13 protein-coding genes and 1 pseudogene are annotated in these 15,245 nt (G+C 74.7%); 6 read left to right on the top strand and 8 right to left on the bottom strand.

What is annotated here, in order from left to right:
- From OP18_RS61145 to OP18_RS36720, 4 genes are all read right to left on the bottom strand, one after another.
- A complete protein-coding gene (locus tag OP18_RS61145; protein ID WP_245635646.1) occupies positions 1-774 on the bottom strand; it encodes a class F sortase in 774 nt (257 codons plus the stop codon).
- 184 nt (positions 775-958) lie between these two features.
- On the bottom strand, positions 959-1,588 hold the full coding sequence (locus OP18_RS53580) for a hypothetical protein (RefSeq protein WP_156090053.1): 630 nt from the start codon (positions 1,586-1,588) through the stop codon (positions 959-961).
- Positions 1,589-1,708: 120 nt separating this feature from the next.
- Entirely contained in the window at positions 1,709-1,846 is a 138-nt protein-coding gene (locus OP18_RS57945; RefSeq protein ID WP_156090052.1) for a hypothetical protein, read from the bottom strand.
- A gap of 54 nt (positions 1,847-1,900) precedes the next feature.
- Positions 1,901-2,152 (bottom strand): DUF6343 family protein, encoded by a 252-nt coding sequence (locus OP18_RS36720; RefSeq protein ID WP_033363763.1) that lies wholly within the window; start codon positions 2,150-2,152, stop codon positions 1,901-1,903.
- 119 nt (positions 2,153-2,271) lie between these two features.
- Here OP18_RS36720 and OP18_RS36715 point away from each other — a divergent pair, with 119 nt between their 5' ends.
- Entirely contained in the window at positions 2,272-3,084 is an 813-nt protein-coding gene (locus OP18_RS36715) for a TIGR02452 family protein (protein WP_313900920.1), read from the top strand.
- 245 nt (positions 3,085-3,329) lie between these two features.
- Positions 3,330-4,370, top strand: coding sequence for a lysylphosphatidylglycerol synthase transmembrane domain-containing protein (locus tag OP18_RS36710; protein ID WP_052387876.1), 1,041 nt, complete (start codon positions 3,330-3,332; stop codon positions 4,368-4,370).
- 129 nt (positions 4,371-4,499) lie between these two features.
- Here the strand turns inward: OP18_RS36710 and OP18_RS61140 are convergent.
- Together OP18_RS61140 and OP18_RS36705 are read right to left on the bottom strand one after the other, a co-directional pair.
- A pseudogene (locus OP18_RS61140) lies at positions 4,500-5,087 on the bottom strand (phosphatase PAP2 family protein); the annotation flags it as partial.
- Between the two features lie 113 nt (positions 5,088-5,200).
- A complete protein-coding gene (locus OP18_RS36705; protein WP_033363762.1) occupies positions 5,201-6,316 on the bottom strand; it encodes a glycosyltransferase family 4 protein in 1,116 nt (371 codons plus the stop codon).
- 59 nt (positions 6,317-6,375) lie between these two features.
- On the opposite strand from OP18_RS36705, the gene OP18_RS36700 reads away from it, so the two are divergent.
- The 3 genes from OP18_RS36700 to OP18_RS36690 all read left to right on the top strand — a co-directional run bounded on the left by OP18_RS36700 (position 6,376) and on the right by OP18_RS36690 (position 10,284).
- Positions 6,376-7,194, top strand: coding sequence for a PIG-L deacetylase family protein (locus OP18_RS36700; protein ID WP_211273780.1), 819 nt, complete (start codon positions 6,376-6,378; stop codon positions 7,192-7,194).
- A gap of 169 nt (positions 7,195-7,363) precedes the next feature.
- The gene (locus OP18_RS36695) at positions 7,364-8,479 is read left to right on the top strand and encodes a GGDEF domain-containing protein (protein WP_156090051.1); all 1,116 of its coding nucleotides are present in this window, start codon (positions 7,364-7,366) and stop codon (positions 8,477-8,479) included.
- 212 nt (positions 8,480-8,691) lie between these two features.
- Positions 8,692-10,284: a beta-1,3-glucanase family protein gene (locus OP18_RS36690; RefSeq protein WP_156090050.1), complete on the top strand. Its 1,593-nt coding sequence runs from the start codon at positions 8,692-8,694 to the stop codon at positions 10,282-10,284.
- Positions 10,285-10,433: 149 nt separating this feature from the next.
- Here OP18_RS36690 and OP18_RS36685 read toward each other — a convergent pair whose 3' ends face one another.
- Positions 10,434-11,834 carry a DUF1996 domain-containing protein gene (locus OP18_RS36685; RefSeq protein WP_052387874.1) on the bottom strand — a complete coding sequence of 467 codons (1,401 nt, stop codon included), beginning with the start codon at positions 11,832-11,834 and terminating at the stop codon, positions 10,434-10,436.
- A 1,247-nt stretch (positions 11,835-13,081) separates the two neighbouring features.
- On the opposite strand from OP18_RS36685, the gene OP18_RS36680 reads away from it, so the two are divergent.
- A complete protein-coding gene (locus OP18_RS36680) occupies positions 13,082-14,485 on the top strand; it encodes a S28 family serine protease (RefSeq protein ID WP_033363758.1) in 1,404 nt (467 codons plus the stop codon).
- 72 nt (positions 14,486-14,557) lie between these two features.
- Here the strand turns inward: OP18_RS36680 and OP18_RS36675 are convergent, their stop codons facing one another.
- A complete protein-coding gene (locus OP18_RS36675) occupies positions 14,558-15,181 on the bottom strand; it encodes a hypothetical protein (RefSeq protein WP_033363757.1) in 624 nt (207 codons plus the stop codon).
- Positions 15,182-15,245: the final 64 nt, after the last annotated feature.

Here is a 15,245-nt window from a genome sequence, read left to right as displayed (position 1 = left end):
TCACGCGGTCCGCAGGAGCGTCGCGAAGACGACGACATTGCCACGGTACGAGCGCTGCAGGCGGTCGAACGTCCCGCCGCACGTGACGAGCCGCAGCACCGGCCGGTCGGCGGCGCCGTAGACCTCCGCGGACGGGAACTGCGCCTTCGGGTACTGCGCGACCCGGTCGACGCCGAACACCGCGGTGCTGCCGTCGGCGCGGCGCACGCTGACCTCGTCCCCGGGTCGCAGGTCCCGCAGCTGGTAGAAGACCGCCGGGCCGTCCCTGGCCGTGTCGACATGGCCGAGGATGACGGCCGGCCCGACCTCGCCGGGCGTGGCGAGGTGCCGGTACCACCCCGCCGGCGCGTCGGCCCGCAGCGGCGGCACCGCGATCGTGCCGTCGCCGTTGAGCCCGAGCTCCATCAGCGCCGTGCTGACCCCGATCGCCGGGATCTCCAGGTGTACGGGCACCGACGCGCCCATCCCCACCGCCGCCGGCGGGCCGGTCGCACCGGTCGCGCCGGTGGGGGCGGTGGTCGCGGTGGTGCCGGCCACGCGGACGGCGGGTGCGGGCGCCGGCGGCCCGAGGGGTTCGTCCGTGGCGGCCCGCTGCCCCGCGGCGAGCGGGGCGTCGTCGCGGCGCTGCGGCCGCTCGGCCGGCGCGGCGCCGATCACCACGAACGCGAGCCCGGCCACCGCACACACCGCGGTGAGGACATCGAGCGCCCGCCGCCGCTGCCGCGGCTGCGCCGCGACGACCCGGTCCCGCACCCGGGCAGCGAGCGTCGTCACCGCGCCGGGCGTCCGGGCGCCGGCCGTCGGGGCAGGGTCGGGCGCGGCAGTGTCCGGCGGGGCAGTGTCCGGCGGGGCGGCGTCCGGCGGGGCAGTGTCCGGCGGGGCGGCGTCCGGCGGGGCAGTGTCCGGCGGGGCAGTGTCCGGCGCGGCGGGGCCCGGCGCGGCAGGGTCCGGTGCCACGTCAGCGCCAGCGGGCGCCGGGACGCAGCCGGAACACGACGAGCGCCGCGGCGACCAGCAGCAGGGCGATGCCGGTGCCGGCCAGGAGCGGGTCGCGCATGCCCAGGCCACCACCGCCGCCCGTGCCGGGTGCGCCGCTCGGCGTCAATGGCCCGGCGGTCGCTGTCGTCGCGCCGGCCACACCGGCGGACTTGCCCGCGCCGGCCGATGAGCCGCCGGTCGGGGTGCTCCCGGGGGTCGACGTCCGGCCCGCCGCGCCGCCCGCGCCGGTCGAGGAGCCGGTCGAGGAGCCGGTCGCGCCGCCGGTGGAGGTGCCGCCGGGCGCGGCCGTCCGGCCGGCGTTGCCGGAAGCGCCCGATCCGCCCGAGGCACCCGAGGCACCCGAGGCGCCCGGTCCACCGGACGTGTTCGGCCCGCCCGAGGTGCCCGGGGCGCCGGCGCCGGGGCGGGTCGTGGGGGAGGCGGTGCCGGTGGCGCCGGGGGCGGCGCCGTTGCGGCCGGGGCGGGTCGCGGCGCAGTACGACAGCAGCAGCACCAGCAGGACCAGGAGCGCGACCGCGACGACCGCGGCCACCATGCGACGCTCGGCCAGGGTGCGCCTCGCGTGTGCTCGCCTCACGGGTTCGGACATCGAGCCATCCCTGACGTGAACGGGGGTCACGGGTGTGGAGGAGGTGGTACCCAACCGTCAGCCTGGCATAACCGCCGGTCGATAGCACCTGTCAGCTCGAACGTGGGCGAGCCGCGGCGTTCAGCCGGCGGTCTCCGGGGCACGGCGGACCGGCCGGACGGCCGGGGCGGCTCCGGTCCGGCGGTCCCACAGCAGCAGCAACCCGACGCCGGCACGCAGCGCGACGGCGCCGGCCAACACCCACACGATCCACGGCATGGCGGACAGATGCCCATCCGCTCGATGCGTCAATCAGAAGTCGATGAGAAAACGTCACTCGAACAGCGAATGGTGCCCGCCGCGCGCCCGGCGGCGGCGCTGCACGACGACGAGGTCGACCACGGAGACCGCGGCGAGCAGCACGAACAGCCACGCCGGCAGGGGCAGGCCGGCGCGGAACAGCAGCACCGCGAACACGACGGACATGACGAGCCCGAAGGTGGCCAGGACCAGCCGCAGGTTCAGGGCGCTGTACGGGTGCCCGACGGTGCCCCGCCGCCGGGGCGGTTGCGCGTCCAGAGGCATACCGGTCCCGTACCCGCCCCGAGCGCCGTTGAACAAGCCGGACGAAGAACACGGTCGAAGAACGGCGCCGCCGGCCGGTACCGTGTCGGCGTGCCAGGACATGATCTCCGTCGGCGGACGTGGTGAGCGGGCGGCTGCGGGAGATCGCCCGCCAGAGCGTCGCCATCGCCACCGCCGGTGAGTACCGCAACCAGGCCGGTGACCTCGTGCGGATCGGCCCTGCGGTGACCGCGGCCGTCGCCGGGACCAGGCTGTACCTGCCGGACGACCCGGTCGCGCCGCCGGCCGGGCCGGCCGCGGTGCCCCGGGTGGAGGTCACCGGCGAGTCGACCCTGGCGGCGGCGCGCCGGCTCGGTGACGACGTCGCGTGCCTGGTGTTCGCCTCGGCCAAGAACCCCGGCGGCGGCTTCCTCGGCGGCGCGGAGGCGCAGGAGGAGAGCCTGGCCCGCGCCTCGGCCCTGTACCCGTGCCTGCGGGCCGCGCCGGAGTTCTACGCGTTCCACCGCGAGCAGCACGACCTGCGCTACAGCGACCGGGTCATCTACTCCCCGGGCGTGCCGGTGTTCCGCGACGACAAGGGCCGGCTGCTCGACGCGCCGCACCACGCCGCGTTCCTGACGGCCGCCGCGCCGAACCTGGGCGCGATCCTGCGCGGCCAGCCGCAGGACGCCGGGGACGTGCCGGCGGTGCTGCGCCGCCGGGCCCGGCGGGTCCTGGCGGTCGCCGCCGCCCACGGGCATCGCACCCTCGTGCTCGGCGGGTGGGGTTGCGGGGTGTTCCGCAACGTGCCGGCCGACGTGGCCGCCGCCTTCGCGGCCGCGCTCGCCGACGTCGACCGGTTCGACCGGGTCGTCTTCGCGGTGTACGACCGGCTGCGCGGCACCCCGGTCCGCGCGGCGTTCGCCGCCGTGTTCGCCCCTGATCAGGTCTGACGGTGCGGCGCCGGCACCGGGTCCAGGCCGTGCGGTAGCCGCCGCGTCACCCACGGTTCAGCTGGTCGCCGGCCGGTCCGGCTAGCTTGGCGCCTGATAGGGCCACACCCGGTCACCTGTAGAATTAGCGCCCGGATTGAGCGAGTTGCAGGATTTGGACGGATTGATAGTGATATCCGCCTGCCGCCCGCTCGTTTCCGTGTGCGATGGTCCCGGCGCATCGGCCCGCGAGCGGTAGGAGCGCAATGACAGTCAACGAGGTCACGGCCGATGTGGCGGCCGACGCCGCCCCGGCCGAGTCGGTGTGGCGCTCGTCGGTGCCCCGGATGCTCCTCGCGGTCGCCGTCGCGGTCACGGTCGTCGTGCTGGCCGTGACGCACTGGAGCACCGTCAGCGCCGGCGCCGCCGGCCTGGCCCGCGCCAACAGCGCGTGGCTGGTCGTCGCCGCGCTCGGCACCGCCTCGATCTGGGTCGCCGGCACGATCACCCAGATCGGCTCGATGTCGCTGCGGCCACCGGTCGGCAAGCTGCTCGCCGTGCAGGTCGCCGCGTCGTTCGCCAACCACATCCTGCCGGCCGGCTCGGGCGGGATGGGCATCAACATCCGGTTCCTGCGCCGGCACGGCCTCGGCCCGGGCGCCGCGGTCGGCTCCGTCGGGCTCAACTCGCTCGTCGGCATGGTGACGCACGTGCTGCTGCTGGTCGTGGCGGTCGCGGTCAGCCCGGCCCTGGCCCGGGGCATCCAGGTGCCGGGGTCGTGGCGGGACACGGCGGCGCGCGCCGCCGGGCCGGCGGCCTGGGTGCTGCTCGCCGCCGCAGGGCTGCTGCTGGCCACGGCCCTCGCGGCGTCGGTGCGGCCCGCCTGGCGCCGCCGCATGGTGGACCGGGTCGTCGCGGCGGGCCGCCGGGTGGCCGGGGAGCTGCGCGGCCTGTGGGGGGTGCTGCGCGACCCGTACCGGGCGGCGGCGCTGTGGCTCGGGTCGCTGTCCACGCCGCTGCTGCACGCCGTCATCCTGTACGCGGTGCTGCGCAGCCTCGGCGTGGCCGTGACGGTCGGCACGGCCGTCGTGCTCTACCTGGTGGTGTCGTCGCTGTCGGCGTTCGTGCCGTCACCCGGTGGCATCGGCGCGCTGGACGTCGCCATGCTGGCCGGGCTCACCGCGATCGGCGTCTCGTCGGCCGTCGCGCTCGGTGCGGTGGTGGGGTATCGGCTGATCACGGTATGGCTGCCGCTGGTGCCCAGCGCGTTCGTCCTGGCCGTGCTGCTGCGCCGGCGCATCATCTGAGCGGCGCCACCACCCGGGCCGCGGGGTCAGCCGGGCGGGCGGGGTCAGCCAGGAGGGCAGCGGCGGCAGCAGGCGCGCGGGCCAGCCGGTGAGGTGGGCCGGCAGCGGCGGCAGCGCCGGGGCCAGGGCGACCGCGGTGAGCCCGACGGCCACCCCGGCGACGACGTCGAGCACCCAGTGGTTCGCGGTGACGACCACGACGACACCGGTGACGGTCGGGTACAGGAAGCACAGCGCCCGCCCGCGCCGCCCGCTGAGCAGCGCCGCCGCGACGCAGGCGCTCCACACCGCCCACGCCAGGTGCAGCGACGGCATCGCCGCGTACTGGTCGGCGGGGACCTGGCCGCCGTGGTCGAGGCTGAAGCCCGCCGCGGCGATCGTGTCGACGTAGCCGCCGCCCGGCATCAGCCGGGGTGGCATCACCGGCAGCAGGTAGAACACGGTCATCCCGGTCACGTTCGTGATGACCAGGGCGTTGCGCATCGGCCGGTACAGCTGCGGGCCGGCGACGTAGCACCAGACGAGCACCGCCAGGGCCACCCCGATGTGGGCGAACTGGTACCAGTACACGGCGGCGATCGCGAGCGGCGGGTGGTCGGTGAGCCACCGGTTGGCGGCCAGCTCCCAGTCCAGGTGCAGCAGCCGCTCGATCGACAGGACCTCCGCCCCGTGCCGGTGCGCGGGCGCCTCCCGCACCGCGGCGAGGGAGCGGATCATGTCGTACACCTTGACCAGCAGCACCACGATGAGCAGCTCGCCGAGCAGGTGGGGGCGTCGGCGGCGGGCGGGCGGTGCGGTCGGTGCGGGGCGGTCCGTGACGGGGTGCAGGGTCACGCGCGCGCGCCGATCGGAGCGCGGTGCGCCGCGGCCAGCTCGTACAGCCCGGCGGTCCGGGCCAGGACGTCGGGCCACGCCACCGGCGGCGCCGTGGCCAGGTTGTGCGCGGCGATGCGGCCGCGCCGGTCCGGATCGGTGGCGAGCGCGGCGATCGCGTCGGCCATCGCGGCGTCGCTGTCGACCAAGACACCCTCCCTGCCGTCGGTGATGAACTGGCCGATTCCGCCCTCGGCCCGCGCGACCACGGGAAGCCCGGCGCACCGGGCCTCCAGCGCGGCGATCCCGAAGGACTCCAGGATCGCCGGCGCGACGAACAGGTCACCCTGCGCGAACAGGGACCTGATCTGCGGTCGGGACAGCCTACCCGGCAGGCTCACCCATCCGGTCATCCCGTGCCGGCGCAGGTAGCGCTCCATCGCGGGGCGGCGCGGGCCGTCCCCGGCGATCACCACCCGCAGCCCGGCCGTCTCCGGCAGCGCCATCCGGGCCCGGCGCAGCAGCCTGAGCAGCTGCATCGGGCGCTTGCGGGCGGCCAGGCGCATCACCGCGACGACGAGCGCGCCGTGCGGGTCCGCCGGGTGCGGGTCGACCCGCCAGCGGTCCACGTCGATCCCGTTCGGCAGCACGTGCACCGGCGCCGGCCAGACCAGCCGGCGCAGCGGTGCCGCCGCGACGTCGCTCACCGCGGTCCACACCGCCGGCCAGCGGGTCCAGCCGGCGGCGGTGTCCAGCGCCCGGAACGCGTGCTCCAGGTGCGACAGCAGCGAGTGGATCGTCACGACCACCGGCACCTGGTCCGCCAGGGCCGCGGCGGCGAACGCGAGCGGCGAGGCCGGACCGGCGTGCACGTGCAGGACGTCGTACCGGCCGCGCAGCAGCAGCTCCCGGCCGTCCCGCAGGATGCCGGGGCGCACCTCGGCGGGCAGCCACAGGCGCTCGGACAGCCGGTGCACCCGCAGCTCGCCGTCGTCGACGGGGCCGCCGGGGGTGGTGGTGACGATCTCGACGTCATGGCCGGCCGCCTGCTGCCGGACGGCCAGGTCGTGCACCTGGACCTCGATCCCGCCGAGCCGGGGCAGGAAGAAGTCGGTGACGTGCGCGATTCTCATGAACGGGGACTCCGAAGCGGTCGCGGCCGGCGCCCGGGGGGAGATGGGAGCATTGGCCGGTGCCGTACACGATGGTGTCGTTTCATGCTCATCCGGACGACGAGGCGTTGCTGACCGCCGGGACCCTCGCCCGCGCGGCCGCCGAAGGGCACCGCGTCGTCCTGGTCGTGGCCACCGCCGGCGGGGCGGGGCTGGCGTCCTCCGAGGTCCTCGCCGAGGGGCCCCTCGCCCGGCGCCGCCTGGCCGAGCTGCACCGCTCCGCGGAGGCGCTCGGGTGTGCCCGGGTCGAGTGCCTCGGCTACGAGGACTCCGGGATGGCCGACGCCCGGTCCGGCGCGGCCGGCGCGTTCGCCGACGCGGACCCGCAGGAGGCGGCGGGGCGCCTCGCCGAGCTGCTGCGGCAGGAGCGGGCCGACGTGCTCACCGTCTACGACCCGGCGGGCGGCTACGGCCACCCGGACCACGTGCAGGTGCACCGGGTCGGGACCCGCGCCGCGCAGCTGGCCGGGACCCCGGTGGTGCTGGAGGCGACCGTCGACCGGCGGCTGCTGCAGCGGGCGCTGCGGGCCGTGCACTGGCTGCCGGGCATCCCGGCGGACTTCCACCCGGCCCGGTTCGCGGCGGCGTTCGCCGAGCCGGAGCGCATCACGCACCGTGTCGACGTGCGTGCCTTCGCCGCGCAGAAGCGGGCGGCGATGGCCGCGCACACCAGCCAGGCCGGGGCCGACACCGGGCGGCGCACCCTGGCGGTGCTGCTGAAGCTGCCGCGGCCGCTGTTCCGGATGCTGCTGGGCAGGGAGTGGTACGTGCAGCACGGCCGCGCCCCCGCCCGTCCCCTGATCGGCGACGTCTTCGCCGGACTGCCGGACAGCCGGTAAGCCGTCGCTCCGAACAGGCAATGCGCCCCCGATCGTCGATCATGCCAGTGGCCGTGCACCGCGAGCGCTGCGTCGGCAACCAACGATCAGCGAACCGCTGGGGAATTGTAGGTGGTCCTTTTCCGGAGCAGGGGGCAGGCACACCCGCCGGTCACCGCGTTGTGCTCAGATGCGGCGGGTCTGTGCCGAATGGGGCGGAGTGGGGGAGCGGGCGTCACTGCGCCGGTCGATGATCCTCGCCCGGGACCGGGTGGCCGCGACGCGTGCGGTCGCGTACTTCCTGATGGTCGGCGGTGCGGTCGTCGGCACCTGCGCGCTGCTCGTGCCCGGCTTCGCCGGCGGCACGACCGCGGGCGTGCTCGCGACGCTGGTGGTGGGCGGCGCGTCGGTCCTGGCCGGCGCCTGCTGCCGGGTCATGCCGCAGCGGATGCCGGAGTCGTTCTGGGTCGCGGTGCCGGTCCTCGGCGTGCTCATCATCGGTGGGCTGAACCTCGCCACCGAGGACGTCAGCGTCAGCGCGCACCTGTACTACCTGTGGCCGCTGCTGTACGCCGCGACGTTCCTGCGCCACGACCTGGCGTACCTGCTGCTGGCGGCGGCGAGCGTGACCGACGCGGCGGTGACGTTCTCGCTGCAGCCGTTCGGCGTGGGCGTCACCGACGTCGCGGCCCTGGTCACCGCGTACTGCGTGCTGACGGTCGTGGTCACGAAGCTGCGGGCGCGCGCCGACGCGCTCGTGGCGATGCTGGAGCAGCAGGCGCTCAGCGACCCGCTCACCGGCCTGCCGAACCGGCGCGCCTTCGACCGTGACCTCGTCGCCGCGCTGGACGCGGCGCGGCGCACCGGCGCCGAACGCTGCCTGCTCATCATCGACGTCGACCACTTCAAGACGATCAACGACACGTGGGGGCACGCGACCGGCGACACGGTGCTGGTGCGGGTCGCGGCGGCGCTGCGGGAGGCAACGGCGCCCGGGTCGGTGGGGGCCACCGCGGCCCGGCTCGGCGGCGACGAGTTCGCCGTGGTCGTGCACGGCGACGTGGGCGGCGCGCACCGCATCGCCGCGCTGGTGCGGGCCGAGGTCGCCCGCACCAGCGACCTGCCCGACGGGCTGCCGACGCTGAGCGTCGGGCTGGCCTCGACCCGCTCCGGCGGGGCAGAGCCCGAGGCGCTGCTCGCCGCCGCCGACCGTGCGCTGTACGACGCGAAGGTCCACGGCCGGGACCGGGTCTCGGTGGTGGAGGCGGCGCCGCGGCGGCGGCCCCGCACGGTGCCGCAGCCGTGACGGCCGGCGGAACAGGCAGCCACCCGGCCAGTTCCGGACTATTGACATGCTCCGATCTCGCCTCGATGCTGTGAGAGCGCTCTCTCTAAAGAGTCTTCACAGATTCGAGCGGGAGCGCACGGCGGACCACACAACGTCGCGACAGCCCAGTCCGGCCGCCACCGGAGGCACCCTGGGCCGTCCAGCGGAACTGAGGAGCCACCTTGCGCACCATGACCAGGCTGCTGCGCGCAGCCGCGACCCTCCTGCTGGCCGCCCCGGCCGCCCTCGCGGCCGGTCTCGTGGCCGGCGCCCCCGCGCAGGCGATCGGGCCGAGCCTGCTGCCCCTGACCGTCACCAACACCACCGGCCGCGGCGACGCGGTGTACCTGTACGTGCTCGGCGTCAACCTGGCCACCGGCCGGCTCGGGTACGTCAACGCCGCCGGCACGTTCAACAACTGGCCCGCCGGCGGGCTGCCGCCCACCCCGGCGCCGGACGTGTCGATCGCCGGCCCCGGCAACGGCGGCACCCGCACCATCCAGATCCCGCGCGGCCTGTCCGGCCGGGTCTATTTCTCCCTCGGCCAGCGGCTGAACTTCTTCCTCACCCCGGACGGCCTCGTGCAGCCCGCGCCGTGGGCGGGCGGGGACTCCAACCGCGACATCCTGTTCGACTGGAGCGAGTTCACGTACAACGACGCCGGGCTGTGGCTCAACAGCTCGCAGGTCGACATGTTCGCCGTGCCGCACGCGGTCACCGTGACCGGCGCCGGCGGCGCCACGAAGCGCACCGGCGACCTCGTCGCGGGCGGCCGGGACGCGGTCATCAACGGCATCCGCAACCAGTCCGGCTGGGCCGGCACCGTCTACACCCGCTCCGACGGCACCGTGCTGCGCGTGCTCGCCCCGGGCAAGGCGGCCGAGACGGGCGGGCTCAGCTCGACGTACCTCGACTCGTACATCAACAGCGCCTGGGGCGCCTACGCGACCAAGACCCTCACGGTCGTGCCGTTCGGCGACCAGCCCAACACGAGGTACTTCGGGCGCACGTCGGGCACCGTCATGAACTTCACCAACAGCGCCGGCCAGCAGGTCGCGTCGTTCCAGCGGCCCACCAGCGCCGACGTGTGGGGCTGCGCCGGCCGCCTGGCCGCCCCCAACGACCAGGTCGTCGGGCCGATCTCCCGCACGCTGTGCGCCGCGCTCAACCGGGGCACGCTCGGCACCATCGACACCCAGCCGAGCACCAACGCGGCGGACTTCTACAAGAGCAACCCGACCAACCAGTACGCCCGGATCATCCACGCGAACATGGTCGACGGCAAGGCGTACGCCTTCCCCTTCGACGACGTGGGCGCCTTCGAGTCCCTCGTGCACGACGGTGACCCCCGCGCCGCCGGCATCGTGCTCACGCCGTTCAGCGGCGGCGGCAACCCGCAGCCGACCGGCAACCGGATCATCAGCAACATGAACAACAAGTGCGTCGACGTGCCGTCGTCGAACTTCACCGACGGCGTCCAGCTGCAGATGTGGACCTGCAACGGCACCGGCGCGCAGAGCTGGACGTTCAGCGGCGACACCATCTCCGCGGGCGGCAAGTGCATGGACGTCGCGTCCGGCTCCACCGCCAACGACGCGAAGATCCAGCTGTGGACGTGCAACGGCACCGGCGCGCAGCGCTTCACGCTCAACGCCGCCGGCGACATCGTGAACCTGCAGTCGGGCAAGTGCCTGGACATCCAGTCGTTCAACACCAACGACGGGGCCAAGCTCATCCAGTGGACCTGCACCGGCAGCTCGAACCAGAAGTGGCGCCGGGGCTGAGCCCCGCGGGGACGCCCGGGACGGTGCTGACCGTCCCGGGCGTCCGTGCGCCCCGGCCCGCCGGCCGGGGGCGCGTCGTGGTGCGGCGTGGTGCGGCGTGGTCCCGGCCCGCCGGCCGGGGCCGCGTCGTGGTGCGGCGGGACGGCCGGTCAGAAGGTGCCGTTGGTGTTGCACTTGGCCTTCTGGACGATGCAGTCCTTCACCCGGTGGCCGAGGGCCGCGTTGTCCCAGGCGAAGAAGTTGTCGCCGTGCATCGAGGACGCCATGCCCGACGCCAGGGTGTAGCCGTCGGCGCTGCCGTGCGTGTTGTAGTCGATGACGAACGACACGTTCGGGATCGCGACCGGGTACGCCCCGCCGCACCGGCCGTCGACCAGGTTCGTCGACACGTGCGACTTGTGGTCGGGGCTGTCCAGGTGCACGCCGTCCCAGCAGTCCTGGAAGACGAGCTGGAACGTGAGGTTGGCGGTCTGCGCGCAGATCGGCCAGTTGCCGTCGGCGCTGCGGCCGATCTCGCCGCCGGGCCCGGCGCACCAGAACTGGCCGGGCGCGCCGGCCGGGGTCGCCACCTGCCGCTTGGCGTCACCGGCGATCATCCGGAACCCTTGCGGGAACGGCACCGTCTTCGTCGGATCGGCCAGCCGCGAGCCGTAGTACACGGTCACGCCGCGCGGCTCGATCGGCACGCCCCGCTCGTACAGGGTCGGGATCCAGTAGGCGGAGTGGTCCAGCGCCGGTCCGCAGCTCGACGACGTGTTCGCCAGCAGCGACTCGGTGGTGGTGTTGGCGTTGGTACCGCGGTTGCCCAGGAAACTGTGCATGTGCGACGCGCCGGGCAGCCCGGGGAAGACGATCGGGTCATCCTTGAACGAGTGGCTGTAGGTACACGCGGCGTTGAACTCCGAGACCCGAACCGCGTTGGCCGGCGCCGGGTTGATGGTCATCGCGTTGAACTCGGCGAGCTGCGCGGCCCACTTGGCCTGGTCCATCTTGACCCAGCCGGCGCCGGACGACCCGGTGGCCGTCGGGGTCGGCTGGACCCCGCCGGTGCCGAAGACCTGGAACTCCCACAGCGACACCCCATACTGGGTGGCGCGGGCCGTGGTGTTCAGCCGCACGTACCGGCCGGAGCCGCTCACGGTCAGGGTCTGCACCCCGCCCGTGCCGTTCACGGTGGTGTTGACCGTCGTCCACGAGGTGCCGTCGGCGGACGTCTGGATGGTGAAGCTCTTCGCGTATGCGGCCTCCCAGGTGAGCACGACGCGGTTGATCGTGGCGGGGGCGCCCAGGTCGACCTGCAGCCACTGCGGGTCGCTGAACGCGCTGGACCACCGGGTGCCGGTGTTGCCGTCGACCGCGGCGGACGCGGGGGTCCCGCCGCTCTCGGTCGAGGACGCCGTGGCCGGCCGCCCCTGCGACAGCGGGGTCTCGGCGGCGTCGGCGGACTGCAGGGCCTGGTTGGTGAGGAACGTGCCGAGCAGCGCGGTGAGCGCGGCGCCGAGCACCAGGGTGCGCAGCCGCATCCTGCCCGCGAGGGCACTACGGGACATGACGGATCCTCCGGTTCTGCGGAAACGGCCGGGGGCGGGGTCCGACCGGCGCCGGCCCATGGCAGCGAGCCGACGATCTTGCCAGAGAGCGCTCTCTGTCATCTCACACTGAACTGCGCAAGCGACCCGTGTCAATGGATCCGGACAAATGGGAGAGCGCTCTCCAAGGATCGGTCTTCCAGCATGCTGCGCGCTCTTTGGTCGTTCGCGCTCCAGTGGCGGTGATCGATCTCGGCTGGGAGGGAGCGCTCTCCAGCGGCGATGAGCGTGCTATGGGCCGGCCGCGCTGTGGGCCGGCCGCACGCTGTGGGTCGGCCGCGCTGTGGGCCGGCCGTGTTCTGAGTTGTCCGCGTTTGGGGTCGGCCGCGGTTTGGGGTGGCTGCGGTTTGGGGTGGCTGCGGTTTGGGGCGGCTGCGGTTTGGGGTGGCTGCGTGGGACGGCTGTGCTCTTGGATGGCCGCGGTGTGGGGCGCCGAGGTGCGGGACGGCCGGTGGTCCCCGGGTGGCCGTGGCGAACGACTCGATCCGCGACCGCCCTGAGGCGGCGAGCCGGTCTGCAGCCGCCGCCCGGCGACGGTGGCCGTTTCGGCGGGCGGCCACCACGGCGAGGGTGGCCGCGCTCTGGGGCGGCCGCATTTTGGAGCGGCCGCGCTGTGGGGCGCCGCAGTACTGGGGCGGCCGATGGTCCCCGGGTGGCCGTGGCGAACGACTCGATCCGCGACCGCCCTGAGGCGGCGAGCCGGTCCATAGCGGCTGTCTGGCGAGGGCGGCAGTTCCCACCGGGGGCCGGAGTTCCCACGAGGGCCGCGGTTCCCACGCCCGCGGCCGCTCCAACGAGCCCGCGGCCGCTCCAACGAGCCCGCGGCCGCTCCAACGGGCCCGCGGCCGCTCCAACGGGCCCACTGCCGGCAACACCCGCGCTGACATGGCGTCCGACCCGGCGACCCGGCACCCGCACCGCGCCCGAAGGCCTGCATGCCTGCCGCATCCCCGAAGGCCCGGTACGCAACACCGCACACAGCCCGGCACGTCTACCTGACCGCGTCGAGCGGGCGTCCTAACACGACGGTACTCGGGCCGTCCTAATTGATGTTCGAGCCGGGCACGCTCCGTAGTCTGCCGGCGCTGTGTGAGTCTACCCGTCGCCCGGCGGCCGCCGACATGCGAGGGCTGCGACGAGGGCGGAAGGCGGCGCATCCCTCGGTACCGTGCATCGACGTACTCCAACCTGTCGATAGGAGGTACGGTATGACGCGCCTGAGGCGTGCACTGTTGGCGGTGGTGGTCCTGGTGGGGCTGGTCGGGGTCGGCGGCAGCCCCGCGGTGGCGGCCGGGACCGACATCCGGGACCAGCTCGAGGCGGCGCCCGGGGTGACGGTGCTGGAGGAGCAGCCGGTCGCCGCGCCGTACCGGTTCTTCGTGCTGAGCATCACCCAGCCGGTCGACCACCTGCGGCCCGGGGCGGGGACGTTCCAGCAGCGGTTCACGCTGCTGCACCGGGGCACCGACCGGCCGACGGTGCTGCACACCACCGGGTACAACGTGCCCGGGTACGCGTTCCGCTCCGAACCCACCCGGCTCATCGACGGCAACCAGCTCTCCGTGGAGCAGCGGTTCTTCACCCCGTCCCGGCCCGAGCCGGCGGACTGGTCGAAGCTCACGATCTGGCAGGCCGCGACCGACCACCACCGTATCGTCGCCGCGCTCAAGCCGATCTACCGGCAGCGGTGGATCTCCACCGGTGCGAGCAAGGGTGGCATGACGTCGGTCTACCACCGCCGGTTCTACCCCGGCGACGTCGACGGTACCGTCGCGTACGTCGCACCGCAGGACGTCGTCAACGGGGAGGACTCGGCGTACGACCGGTTCTTCACGAAGGTGGGCACCGCGCAGTGCCGGGCGGCGCTCGACGCGGTCCAGGTCGAGGCGCTGCGCCGGCGGGCGGAGCTCGTCGCCCGCTACGAGGCGTGGGCGGCGGACAACGCGCGCACGTTCAGTGTCATCGGCAGCGCCGACCGGGCGTTCGAGTTCATGGTGAACGGCACGACGTGGGCGTTCTGGCAGTACAGCCTGGAGAGCGACTGCGCGGCGGTGCCCCCGGCGACCGCGTCCAGCGACGACATCTGGGCGTGGCTCGACGAGATCTACGGCCTCGACTCGAACACCGACCAGGGTGTCACCCCGTACATCCCGTACTACTTCCAGGCGTCCTACCAGCTCGGGTACCCGGACGTGTCGCTGCCGCACCTCGCCGGCCTGCAGCACTACCGGGGTCAGGACCGGGCCCAGTCCTACATCCCGCAGGAGCTCGTCCCGCGCTTCCAGCCGTTCGCGATGCTGGACGTCGACGCGTGGGTGAAGCTCTCCGGGCGGCGGCTGCTGTTCGTGTACGGCCAGAACGACCCCTGGGGCGCCGAGCCGTTCCGGCTCGGGCCGGGCACGTGGGACTCGCTGACGTACACGGCGGCCGGCGCCAACCACGGCGCGAACATCAGCCGGCTGACCGCGGACGAGGCGGCCACCGCCACGGCGGCCGTGCAGCGCTGGGCGGGCGTGCCCGCACCGGCGTCGCTCACCGCGGCGGCACCGTCGTACATCCCGGTGCTCGACGACCGCGACCCGGTCCTCGACCGCCGGTTCAACCGTCCCTGACCGACCCGGTCGCCGGCAGCATCCCGTCGCACCGCGCGGCGGGCTGCTGCCGGCAGCGGCGGCCGGGAGTGGTCAGGACGTCGCGGGGCTGGACGGGGCGGCCGGGGTCGCGGGTGACGAGGCGGCGGGCCCCGGCGGCGTCGCCCCGGGGGTGGGCCGGCGGTGCATGCCGTCCTGCCCGGGGTGCGCCGGCTTGCGGCCGTCGCGCCCGTCGCCGCGCTCGTCGCCGCGCCATGCCGGGCCGCCGTGGGGTGCGCGCTCGTCGCGGCTGATGCGGCCCCGGTCGTCGCCGCGGTGACCGTCGCCGAACACGAAGGCGCCGGCGGCGACCAGGCCGGCGCCCAGGCAGCGGCCGAGCACGAGGGCGACGACACCGACCAGCACCGGGATCCCTACTCGGGACCGGCGCAGGCCCGACCCCGCCGCGCGGAACCCGCCCGAGCCGGTCGCGGCCGGGGCGTGGGTGGTCGCCGCGGGCCCCGGAGCGGGTTGCGCCGCCCAGACCGGCTCACCGGGCGTCAGGTCGACCGGCTCGGCATCGACATGCGCCGGCCCGGAGGAGGAGAGCGGCGGCCCGGCAGTCGTGGGCGCCGGCCCGGCAGCGGTGGGCGCCGGGCCCGCGGCGGTCGGCGCGGGGGCGGCGGGGGTAGCCGCGGTCCGGTCAGGGTCGTCCGGCAGTGGCTTCGTGTCGCTCATCAGTGGTCCTCCGTGGCCGGCGATGGTCGGCCGGCATCCGCCGGCGACCGCCGGCGCGCGTGGC

It is taken from the genome of Dactylosporangium aurantiacum, assembly GCF_000716715.1.
GTDB lineage: Bacteria > Actinomycetota > Actinomycetes > Mycobacteriales > Micromonosporaceae > Dactylosporangium > Dactylosporangium aurantiacum.
Note: the sequence above shows the minus strand (reverse complement) of the source record. Positions and strands in the feature narration are given on the sequence as shown.